Here is a 10,609-nt window from a genome sequence, read left to right as displayed (position 1 = left end):
TTGTCTCATATGTAGAACCTACTTCTCCTGTTAAGGTGTCTGGATCTGCAATTGGGTTACCGTCCTCATCCACATATTCGATGACGATAGATCCTTCATTTACTTGTACTACATTTTCAACTTCGTTCGAGTCTTTCTTTACATCTTCACTATTTGATACTGATGCCTTATTTTTAATTGTAGTACTCTTCTCAACATTATTTACTGTAACTTTGAATGTAACTACCGCTTTATTACTCTCTCCAGCAAAAATCACTCCGCTTTCTGTTTCTGGAGAGTTAATATACAGTCCTTCTTCAAGCGGGCTTTTACCATCAACATCAGAGACAGGATTATCATTTAAAGTAGTGCTATCTGCTACATAAGTAGTATCCTCTGGAATCATATCTTGTAAAAACGTTTCTGTAGAAGCAACATTCCCATCATTCCAGATTTCTAATGTATAAGTAAGCTCTTCTCCTTGAGCAACTTTACCTTCAGGTGAAACAGATTTCGCAATTTTTAAGTTTGATTGTAAAGTTGGGTTAATATTAGAGGCGAAATCGGTACTATCGTAATTAATTTCACCTATAATATCAGATACAGCCCCTGTGCTTGGGTCTATAAGAATAATATCATAGGGTTTAGACTGTCCATCAACGCCAACTAATGTCCCATCATCGAGAAATGCTAATTCCCCTAAATGATGAACTGAAGAGCCACCCGAATAAGTTACGGGGATAATCCGATCAAGTTCTCCATTATTCGGATTAATTCTTAGCAAATAGGAATTACCTGATCCATGTGTATTATATGTTGCTTGCCATACATACCCGTCTCCATCAACAACGATATCGCCGTCTCCTGTATGATCATTAAATTCCATATTGGTTTTATTTACAATTTTATGACTTGTAGTTTCACCTGTATTAACATCAAAAGATGAAAGCCATGCTTCTCCTTCCCAGTCATACACATAAAGATACTTTGTACCGTCTGATGAAATGGCTCCAGTGGCAGTGTGTTGAAATAACTTGCCAATTTCACTTGCTGTTCCATTAGGATCGATACGGTAAAGCGTGCCTTCACTATCATTTACAAAGAATGCTTCTTCATTCATAGCGAGTCCGTTGCCATAACCTAGATCACTTTGAATAATTCCCTTAAGCTCAGTTCCCCCATTATCAGCTATCACTGAAGGATTTCCCTCATATTGATAGATAACACCATCAGCATAATCATAAAAGTCGCTACTATTTATCGTAACGCCATCACCTTCATCTTCTGCTGCCATCGTGGTAATTTCCTTTATATTAAAAAACAGATTTAAGATTAATATAAAGACAAGTGAAGCTGAAAAAATCTTTTTCATATACTAAACTCCTTTCCGTAAAATGTAATTATTTTTAAAATGTAAATCATTGTTATTATAACCTACAAATTTCTTGTTTAAATCCCCCAAAAGTACTAATTTTTACAAAATTCCTCCTTTACAACTACTTGCCGGCTTGTAACTAGGTCTAATGGACAACATTTATTAGAGTTTTTATAGAAATAATATTCAAATCTAAAACTTGTCAATTTCACTTGATGTTCCATTAGAATCTACTCGGTACAGATTGCCTTCACTATCATTTACAAAGAATGTTTCTTCATTCATAGCGAGTCCGTTGCCATAACCTAGATCAGTTTGAATAATTCCCTTAAGCTCAGTTCCCCCATTACTAGCGATCGCTGAAGGATTTCCCTCATATTGATAGATAACACCATCAGCATAATCATAAAAGTCGCTATTATTTATCGTAACGTCATCACTTTCATCTTCTGCTGCTATCGCGGTAATTGCCTTTATATTAAAGAACAATTTAAGATTAATATAATGACGAGTGAAGTTGAAAAAATCTTTTTCATATACTAAACTCCTTTCCGTAAAATGTAATTATTTTTAAAATGTAAATCATTGTTATTTTAATCTACAAATTTCTTGTTTAAATCATTTAAAATTACTAATTTTTACAAAATTCCTCCTTTATAACTTGACTCTTGCATTTTTTGAAAAAGTCCCTAAAAAAGTCCGCACTAAATAAGGGTAGATTGTATTCGATTTTTAAGCCGACAAATTTAGACATTTTAGCACTTCGGTCAAGGGTTTTTGAGTTAACCCTTGTTGATAAGCAAAGACAAGCAATTGACCCAGATGCTCCTTTCTGATCCGACGGACTGTGTCTCAAATGGTGATGATTCCTTCCTCTTCCCATTCTTTTCTCTGGTGTTCGAGGAAGTTGTACGTCAGAAATTGAATACACCAGTATCGTTCGATTCCTTTGTGCGAAAGCAGCTGATAATGGTCAAAACCGAGTAAATCCTTAAAATATCGGTATCCTGTCTCGATATGCCTTATTCAAACCTTTATAAAATCCAAACCTTTTCATGAAACCTACTGATTTTACTGGGGTTGTAATGAAAAAGGTTTGGATTATATTTTGTAACATATATGATTATATTAAGGAGGTAATGATATATAAATTAGAGGACATTGACTGGGAAAATGATACCATTAAAATAATACAGTCGAATACATCTAACCCACTAGAGTTCCCCATGGAAGCGATGATTGGAAACGCATTGTATAGCTATATCATCCATGAACGCCCTAAAAGTGAACAGCCTTTTGTTTTTCTCAAAAACAAACAGGATGATTCAGTAATAGGCAGATCAGCCGTTTCTACTGCAGTCAACGAAATCATGGACGCTACAAATATTAGAATGAACCCCAACGATAGAAAAGGCACACATATTTTTAGACATAAGCTTGCATCATCCATGCTTGAAGGAAGTATACCAGCACCAGTTATATCAGCAATATTGGTTGGAAGTTAATTCCAAATATAATTGTTTGACAAGCTAGGAAAATTTTTATGCAACGCTACTGTGTTTAGATATAATATCTGATTTTAAAAAAGAACCATAATTGAGTTCATACTCACATTATGATTGCATGGTATTGCCATTATTTTTTATTATCTTCTTACTAAGATAAGTATTTTACGAGAATGTCTATAGTAGCTTCAATAATATTATCTTTATCCAAATTATCGTTTTCTTTATAAAGTATCCTATCAATTACTTTGGAAATAAGGTCAACTATAACCGCAGATGTGGCCTCAATATCATAAACACTGCTCTCAGATCGAGCGATAAAGCTCATAGTCATTGTGCGTATTCGCTCTGTTTGTGTGTCCATAATACGTGCTACTTGTGGTTTTGAGTGATACATTATGTTCATTTCTCTATTCAATGTTTTAACAGATTCATGTATATCGAGTAATTTGACCATAAGGTTTTTCAACCATTGCCTAATATCATGCGCATATAGTTCATAGCTTAAATCCTCATCATTTTCGTGAAAAAAAGAGAGAAATCTCTTATGGTAGTTATCCAATATATTAAGAAATATTGCATCTTTATCCTTGAAATATGAATATAAGCTCCCTATTGATACGCCAGCAACTTTTGCTATTTCATTTGTAGTTGTATCGTAATAACCTTTTTCACTAAATAATTTTAAGCCAGCATTCAAGATTTTATCCCGATTTTGTATGCTTCTATCTTGTTTGGGAATTCGACGCTTTGTTCCATTTGAATTGTTTCCCAATTTAGTATCATCCTTTCCTATATAAACAATAGTTTAAATTTGTTTAGTAAAATTGTCAACAATAATATGAGCTTTAACTCACATTATTGTTGACAATGCATGCGGGTGTAAGTATACTCTAAAACATGAGTATTTGCTCACGTTAAATTGTAGGATAAGAGGTGATATTATTAATAAGCTTGAAACCATGCCAGTACCAAAATTAATTAGAAATTTATCTACTCCCGCTATCCTTGCCTTGTTAGTAAATTCAATCAATATGGCGATTGACCGTATCTTCATCGCTAAGGGGGTCAATACGCTAGCAATCTCAGCTGTAACCGTGGCTTTTGGCTTGTATCTTGTTATGCAATCGTTAGCTCAGTTAATTGGGTCTGGAGCAGGTTCAAATCTATCCATTGTACTGGGAAAAAACGATAATGAACGAGCCAAGAAAATTGTAGGTACATCATTTGTTTTATCGCTGACACTGTCCTTGTTAATTGCTGTGTTGGGGATAATATTCATTAAACCAGTACTTTACTTATATGGTGCCAATAGTGGAAATATTGATTATGCTGTGGAGTATTCAACCTATTTTCTAGTAGGATCCGTATTTTTTGTTATTTCCCAATCAATGAATAGTATCATACGCAGCATGGGTTTTGCCAAAAGAGCATTTATTAATTTTATTGTAGCAATACTAATAAATATAATTCTAGACCCTATTTTTATCTTTGTTTTAGATCTTGGAGTAGGTGGTGCTGCTCTTGCACTTGTAATAGGAAATTTTGTTAGTACCGTATTGACATTACAATTCCTCTTTAAAAATAAAACTGGGATTATACTGCATCATAAATATATGCGTTTTTACTGTAATGAAGTAAAGCAAATTCTATCTATTGGATTTTCAGGTTTTATTGGACAAATAGCGTTAAGCTTGGTTTCTCTAGTATTCAATAGATTATCGTACGAATATGGAGGTAACACAGGACTTGCCGCTTATGGTGTGATATATACCATCGCTATGCTTGTATATATGCCAATAATCGGTCTTGGCCAAGGAATCCAGCCCATTATTGGATACAGCTATGGTCATGCGGCAATAGATCGAGTAAAGAAAACGATGAAATATGCAATAAAGTACGTTTTAATCTTTTGCATCTTCATGTTCCTATTAATTGAGATTTTTAGTAGTTATATTGTTTCAGCGTTTGGCGGAAGCGCCGATCCTCAACTACTAGATACTGCAACGTTTGGCATGCGCGTCTTCTGCTGTATGATGCCTATTGTTGGTGTTCAAATGATCGGAGCCAACTTCTTTCAGTATATAGGCGATGCTCGAAAAGCAATTTTCTTAAGCTCGTTAAGACAGCTAATCCTGATGATTCCGCTTGTTTATATTTTGCCGAAGTTCCTAGGTTTACTTGGAGTATGGTTGGCTACTCCTATCTCTGACCTTATATCATTTATAGTTGTTACATGTTACTTATGGATTCAATACAGAAAATTTAAACCCAAGTAAGTTTGAAAATCAATATTCAATCATTATAATATGCGCCCACGAATGGATTGAAATTTCAATTTTTATTTTTAGGGATATATTCATTAACATTTTTTGTTTTTCCAACTGATTAAAATTCAGTTGGATTTTTTATATATTTTTTAATTAATTATTGGAAACTTTGGCATTTCATAAAAAAACTTGTTGAAGGTTATGAAAGGGAAAATCATCACCCACCTTTGCAGTTGCGAAGGGAGATGAAATGCATGATAGAACCAGATCGTACCGAGTGGCAAGTTCGCTGTGCATTTAAGGCTTTTTGTAAACGTGTTTTAAAGCATGGCAATTAATATTTATAACGAAAGGCGACAGCTACAAGCAAAGGAGATGACATTTTCTGATCTCACACCACAAGAAGAAAATCAACTCTATACCTTAGATAAACAATATGAAGGAGAAGAAGGACAAAGTCTTCAAGTGGCTGGAAAGAATATCACTTCGAAATTACTTGCAGAAGCAATGCGTACTCTGCCAAAAGAAAAGAGTATCACTGTCCTACTATACTATTTCTTTCAACTATCTGATGTGGAAATTGGTCAATTACTCGATATTCCACGCAGTACCGTATAGTATAGACGGACAAGCTCTTTTGAACGGTTAAAACGGTTTTTGGAGGAGCATACAGATGAATAGAATGATTGTGCGACTTGTTTCACAACAAGTAGGTAAAACTACGAAATGTGAAGACTACTTTTAGTAATCTAACTCTGTTTTCGACAGATGGAATGATAGGTTATATGTCACCTTAAAACATCTACATTGATACTCCTACATGCGCCTAAACTTGATAGAGTTTAGGGGTATGAAGCTAGGTAAAGACGGGTGAAAGATACCTAAGTTCAGCTTACAAGTGGCTATAAAATACTCATGGAGAGAATGATCAATCAAGATCTGACAAACTTTCGAATGTACGGGTCTAAACCCATGCCGTAATAGAAATAAGATAATTCCCCCGACGCTCAACATAAACCAAACCTGCTTGGGTAAGTATGTTCAAATGACTTGAAATACTTGGTTTACTGATTTGAAAGTGTTCTGCAATTTCTCCTGCTGATATATCCTTCTCCCTTAATAAATCAATAATCTTTAATCGAGTAGGGTCTCCCAACGCTTTAAAAATGTTATTCATATTCACTCCTCATTTCAACATTTAGCAAACTGTCTAATTGTATTATAGTATAATATTTAAACTTTTATAAGAAAAAACTTCATCTTTTTTCAAGCTACAGTCATCTTAGGTAAGTAATATCGTTAAATCAAAAACCTTATCTGTAATCCCCAATCGTTGAGCAGGAGTCAATTTCTTTTTATCTCCCATTATTCTATCTCCTCAACCCTAGCGATATTGAAAATAAATATATTTAATCTTTATCAGATGGTATAATTAGAGGACAATAGCATATTGGTTAACTCATGGGTGGTTGGCGCACCCCGAAAGGGGGTGGTGCTGATGACAACCGCAGAAGGATTAATGCTTATGATTAGTTTCGGAGCGTTAATTGTTGCGATTATGTCAGATAAAAATAACAAAAAATAAAATCCACCCTTGAGTTCACGGCTCATTAATAGGGTGGAATATCCTTAATCGTGCCAGCCCCCTTGAAGGGAACCAAGCTATTGTATAGGCTGAAGGTGTTAGAGCACCTTCAGTCGTTTTTAATGTATTCATTTCTAATTACATTATACCCTTTTTTAATAAAAAAGAAAACACAGTTAGTGACAAAAAGATGTTTAATTACAATAAAGTTGTTTCTGTAGTGCTTAAAGAAATATTGGGGTAGCATTATCTTCTACATCAGGAGCAAATAACCACTATTATTACTTATCTTTATTCATTTTGGCCTATGCCAAAAATAAGATTTTTATACCTATGATCTTCAGCTATTACGCCCGACAACGGAAGATAGTTCTATATGATTGGTACCTTGATGATACTTAGGAAGCTTATCCATGATTTTCTAATCGCATTTCCATTAACCAACAATCGTGATACTTTCCCTCATGTAATTCACGCTTTGGCAATAACTTTACCTTTTTAAAGCCGCATTTTTCATATACGTGTATGGCTCTTAGATTATCTACCCGTGGATCCATAACGACTCGGTCGGCCTTATACTCCTGAAATAACCATTTGGCTACCACAGTGACCAGTAATGTCCCTATACCCTTACTCCACATATCAGGCTCGCCAAGGAACTGATCCATTCCATACACTCGAAGAGAATCTGAATAACCGTACAGTAATAATTCATCATTTGGAATGGGATAGGTTTGCACGTAACCTACTGGTACACTATCCCATGAAACTAGACAGCCAAGAATATCGTTTACTCCGGTTTTACTTAAGAATCTATCACGTACCATATCCATGTTATGCGGTCTATCACGTCCTTCGTAAAAGTTAAAGAACACGTGGGTCATTCAGCCATCTGTACAGTATAGAACCATCTTCATCGTTAAGTGGACGGATATCCAACCTGTCTTTAACAATTTCCATGCACATCACCTCACAATCCTTGAACCATCAATTTCCTTCCACAATACAGTTTATCAAAGTAATTGTATCAAACTTTCTATATAAATTATCGAACTTTATTTCAAAGCAACACCTATCCCGATTATAACACGGAACTAATCATTATGAGTTTCAAGCAGACATGGTTTATCTGCTTTTAGAGTTTTGTTTCTACTCCCTTCACTATTTCATAATCTGGTGTTTTCTTCTCTAAACCCAATTCATCCTCATCGGAAATTTCTTCATATGAATCCCCTAGTTTTTCATAATAATTATAGAATGCTATATCGTCTGACCTATTATCCTATTTAAACACCTATCCGAATGTACTTTCCATTATCATACACACTTAAAAGCACATCATTTCTTGAGAGCAAATCTCCTCATAATATTCATTTTCCATCTTAATTACTTCATCAATAGCATTATCATATTTATTAGCACAAGCGCTTAAAAAATAACGACAATTAAAAGGAGTGTAAAATTGTTTTCGAACACAATATATTTTTAACAACTTCCGCAATAATTGAAAAATTAACATAATCATGAAAATGACACCCATTTAGCGAGTTATTGCTTCAGTAATACTTTTTTATGCCAATAAGTAGCGAATCAACCCCAATATGGCAAAACAAAATAAAGATGTGCCAGACCCTATACCAGTGATCGCACTGTTGGCAACGTCCAATTTTTGGATAGCCAAGGTGATAATATCGCAATTCCTATCATAAGTACCGCTAGTATATACAAACTAGGATCTTTAAAAATGTTTACAAGCCAGAAAAAGTGAGTACCTACGATAAAAGCAACCCAAGGAGCAACATAAGCCTTTTTTTTCTTTTTTATCAACAAGACAGCGCCAAGACCCGCTATAATAAATTCAGTATAGAAAACAATTAAGTAGTTAGTAAACGTATCCTTTTCTGACAATATAGTAGCCGAATTCCAGTGCGTCAAGCTTAAGTACACCCCAATCAAACATACTAACAACGCGATTCCAGAAGCAACTCCAATATACTTACGCCAATTTTTTCTAGGGTTTTCCTGAGCCCACCCAAACCAAACAAAACTAAACATACCAAAAATTGCAGTGTACATCGCATAGTCCCTTATATATTCCAATTTCCTAATCAACTCTCTCATTTTAAATTTTTTTAGATAATTAAGATCGTATGTAGAATAGATTTAAGTAAATTTCCACACGATAATTCGAACACCATAATCTTCTAGAGGAATGGTGGCTATTCATAATTACCAGTTCCTTACTTTCGTCACCTGTAATATGGTACCGATTTAAACCAATTTTTTAAGAAATAAAAAAGACTTAACATCCCAGGTGCGCACAGTAGGACGTCGTTTGTGAATATCCAACCATTTTTTATAACGAATAATACCTTTGATACCTAAAATGAAGTTAACCAATGTAATGTGGTAAATCAATCATTTTGGATAGGAACTTTTATTACTAATTTATGCCCTTTAGTCAATTAGATGGTTCCTGAACTAATCTCATATGCATGTTCTAAAGTGGGGTTAAACTATTGAGTAGTACTTGTTCCCACTCATCCCTCGCTTAGTACAATGTCTTGCTGTCCTTGATTGGAGGGATAATACACCAATATGTGAATAAGTGCCAGTTTAACACTTGAAGATCTTAACGAACATCCAAGTCCGTATTTTTCACTACCAGGTTGCGAAGAATAGGCATCTTCCACCTTTAAAGATTTTCACATTCTAATATCATTGGGTATCAAATCACCTTGCACCATTAATATTATTGATACATCAAATTACTAGTGAAGATTAATTATCTTGTTTTAATTTTCGGATATTTCTTATCTTTTCTATCCATGCTTTATCTAGCAAGCGTGGGAACCAACGGTGCAATCTCCAAGCCCATCTTACTGAATTAGGGAAAATAATAATTTCTAAATTGTTCTTTACTCCACTTAATATAATATCAACTGCTTCTTTTGTATGCATAGATGCGGTCGGTAAAGAGGCTACCATTCTTTCATTATTAACATTTGCAATCGTCATATTTTTATAAATGTCTGTTTGTACGTGGCCAGGGCATACAGTACTTACTTTCACACCTAGATCAGACCCTTCATGTCTCAATGATAATGATAGACCTACAACAGCATGCTTGCTAGCACAATATGGTGCATTACCCGGCTGTGGCATCAAACCTGTAGCTGAAGCAGTATTAACAATATGACCAAACCCTTGTTTCGCCATTACTTTGTAAGTAATTGTTGAACCATAAAGTACCCCGTTCCAATTAACATCCATTACTTTTTTCCATTGATCTATTGTCAGATCCCTTACATCTCCACCAATCGCAATACCTGCATTATTAAAAATGAAATCTATCTTTCCATATTTATGAACTGTATCCTCTACTAATTGCTGAACATCTGTTTCACTAGACACATCGACACGAATATAATCTGCTTTTCCTCCGTTTTTAATGATATCTTCTGTGGTCTGTTTTGCCTGAACTTCTTGCATATCTGCAATTACCACATTCGTACCCAACCGAGCTAGTTCTAGGCAAAGGGCTTTACCAATACCTGAAGCTCCGCCTGTTACAATAGCAACCTTTTCATTATAGTATTCTATTCTAATCACACCCCATAACTTTTTCAATTGCCTGTTTTCGTTCATCTTCAACGACTTGACTGCTTCTTCTTTTCCATGTTTCTAATCCCTAAATAAATGAATACAATACAAATGACTAAACCAACAATGGCAGGCACAAAAATAGATTTACCTGCTTCACCACCAAACATAACACTCCAAGTCATTTTAGCAATTGCAATAAAAACAATAACAGATACTCCAACCCATAAACTTCGCTTCCAGAAAGCTACTGTTAAAGCAGTAAGTGAGGCAGGTACTAATAATGATATTA

General features: G+C 34.7%; 11 protein-coding genes and 1 pseudogene. 4 read left to right on the top strand and 8 right to left on the bottom strand.

Features of this window, described 5'->3' with window-relative positions; translation table 11 throughout:
• Together SPD89_RS21835 and SPD89_RS21830 are read right to left on the bottom strand one after the other, a co-directional pair.
• The coding region (locus tag SPD89_RS21835; RefSeq protein WP_336264045.1) for an SMP-30/gluconolactonase/LRE family protein at nt 1-1,351 on the bottom strand (1,351 nt) is incomplete at its 3' end.
• A 195-nt stretch (nt 1,352-1,546) separates the two neighbouring features.
• The gene (locus SPD89_RS21830; protein ID WP_336264044.1) at nt 1,547-1,843 is read right to left on the bottom strand and encodes a hypothetical protein; all 297 of its coding nucleotides are present in this window, start codon (nt 1,841-1,843) and stop codon (nt 1,547-1,549) included.
• A 650-nt stretch (nt 1,844-2,493) separates the two neighbouring features.
• On the opposite strand from SPD89_RS21830, the gene SPD89_RS21825 reads away from it, so the two are divergent.
• Nucleotides 2,494-2,859: a tyrosine-type recombinase/integrase gene (locus SPD89_RS21825; protein ID WP_336264043.1), complete on the top strand. Its 366-nt coding sequence runs from the start codon at nt 2,494-2,496 to the stop codon at nt 2,857-2,859.
• A 151-nt stretch (nt 2,860-3,010) separates the two neighbouring features.
• On the opposite strand, the gene SPD89_RS21820 is transcribed toward SPD89_RS21825, so the two are convergent.
• Nucleotides 3,011-3,634, bottom strand: a complete 624-nt coding sequence (locus tag SPD89_RS21820) for a TetR/AcrR family transcriptional regulator (protein WP_336264042.1) — start codon at nt 3,632-3,634, stop codon at nt 3,011-3,013.
• A 187-nt stretch (nt 3,635-3,821) separates the two neighbouring features.
• On the opposite strand from SPD89_RS21820, the gene SPD89_RS21815 reads away from it, so the two are divergent.
• Nucleotides 3,822-5,138 (top strand): MATE family efflux transporter, encoded by a 1,317-nt coding sequence (locus tag SPD89_RS21815; RefSeq protein ID WP_336264041.1) that lies wholly within the window; start codon nt 3,822-3,824, stop codon nt 5,136-5,138.
• 318 nt (nt 5,139-5,456) lie between these two features.
• Nucleotides 5,457-5,747, top strand: a complete 291-nt coding sequence (locus SPD89_RS21810) for an RNA polymerase sigma factor (RefSeq protein ID WP_442961221.1) — start codon at nt 5,457-5,459, stop codon at nt 5,745-5,747.
• Between the two features lie 346 nt (nt 5,748-6,093).
• Here the strand turns inward: SPD89_RS21810 and SPD89_RS21805 are convergent, their stop codons facing one another.
• The gene (locus tag SPD89_RS21805) at nt 6,094-6,306 is read right to left on the bottom strand and encodes a metalloregulator ArsR/SmtB family transcription factor (protein ID WP_336264039.1); all 213 of its coding nucleotides are present in this window, start codon (nt 6,304-6,306) and stop codon (nt 6,094-6,096) included.
• Nucleotides 6,307-6,627: 321 nt separating this feature from the next.
• Here SPD89_RS21805 and SPD89_RS21800 point away from each other — a divergent pair, with 321 nt between their 5' ends.
• On the top strand, nt 6,628-6,714 hold the full coding sequence (locus tag SPD89_RS21800; RefSeq protein ID WP_336264047.1) for a putative holin-like toxin: 87 nt from the start codon (nt 6,628-6,630) through the stop codon (nt 6,712-6,714).
• 407 nt (nt 6,715-7,121) lie between these two features.
• Here the strand turns inward: SPD89_RS21800 and SPD89_RS21795 are convergent, their stop codons facing one another.
• The 4 genes and pseudogenes from SPD89_RS21795 to SPD89_RS21780 form a co-directional block, all read right to left on the bottom strand.
• Nucleotides 7,122-7,589 (bottom strand): GNAT family N-acetyltransferase, encoded by a 468-nt coding sequence (locus SPD89_RS21795; RefSeq protein WP_336264038.1) that lies wholly within the window; start codon nt 7,587-7,589, stop codon nt 7,122-7,124.
• 757 nt (nt 7,590-8,346) lie between these two features.
• A complete protein-coding gene (locus SPD89_RS21790) occupies nt 8,347-8,790 on the bottom strand; it encodes a hypothetical protein (RefSeq protein ID WP_336264037.1) in 444 nt (147 codons plus the stop codon).
• A gap of 705 nt (nt 8,791-9,495) precedes the next feature.
• Entirely contained in the window at nt 9,496-10,362 is an 867-nt protein-coding gene (locus SPD89_RS21785; protein WP_336264046.1) for an SDR family NAD(P)-dependent oxidoreductase, read from the bottom strand.
• Nucleotides 10,363-10,364: 2 nt separating this feature from the next.
• Nucleotides 10,365-10,609: pseudogene (locus SPD89_RS21780) on the bottom strand (hypothetical protein); the annotation flags it as partial.

The organism is Pseudogracilibacillus sp. SO30301A (assembly GCF_037072025.1).
Lineage (GTDB): Bacteria > Bacillota > Bacilli > Bacillales > Amphibacillaceae > Pseudogracilibacillus.
Note: the sequence above shows the minus strand (reverse complement) of the source record. Positions and strands in the feature narration are given on the sequence as shown.

Bases quoted from the DNA above. Each gene is read 5' to 3' on its own strand.
- SPD89_RS21825 (WP_336264043.1), top strand. From the start codon at position 2,494: ATGATATATAAATTAGAGGACATTGACTGGGAAAATGATACCATTAAA.
- SPD89_RS21815 (WP_336264041.1), top strand. From the start codon at position 3,822: ATGCCAGTACCAAAATTAATTAGAAATTTATCTACTCCCGCTATCCTT.
- SPD89_RS21810 (WP_442961221.1), top strand. From the start codon at position 5,457: ATGGCAATTAATATTTATAACGAAAGGCGACAGCTACAAGCAAAGGAG.
- SPD89_RS21805 (WP_336264039.1), bottom strand. From the start codon at position 6,306: ATGAATAACATTTTTAAAGCGTTGGGAGACCCTACTCGATTAAAGATT.
- SPD89_RS21800 (WP_336264047.1), top strand. From the start codon at position 6,628: ATGACAACCGCAGAAGGATTAATGCTTATGATTAGTTTCGGAGCGTTA.
- SPD89_RS21790 (WP_336264037.1), bottom strand. From the start codon at position 8,790: ATGTACACTGCAATTTTTGGTATGTTTAGTTTTGTTTGGTTTGGGTGG.
- SPD89_RS21785 (WP_336264046.1), bottom strand. From the start codon at position 10,362: ATGAACGAAAACAGGCAATTGAAAAAGTTATGGGGTGTGATTAGAATA.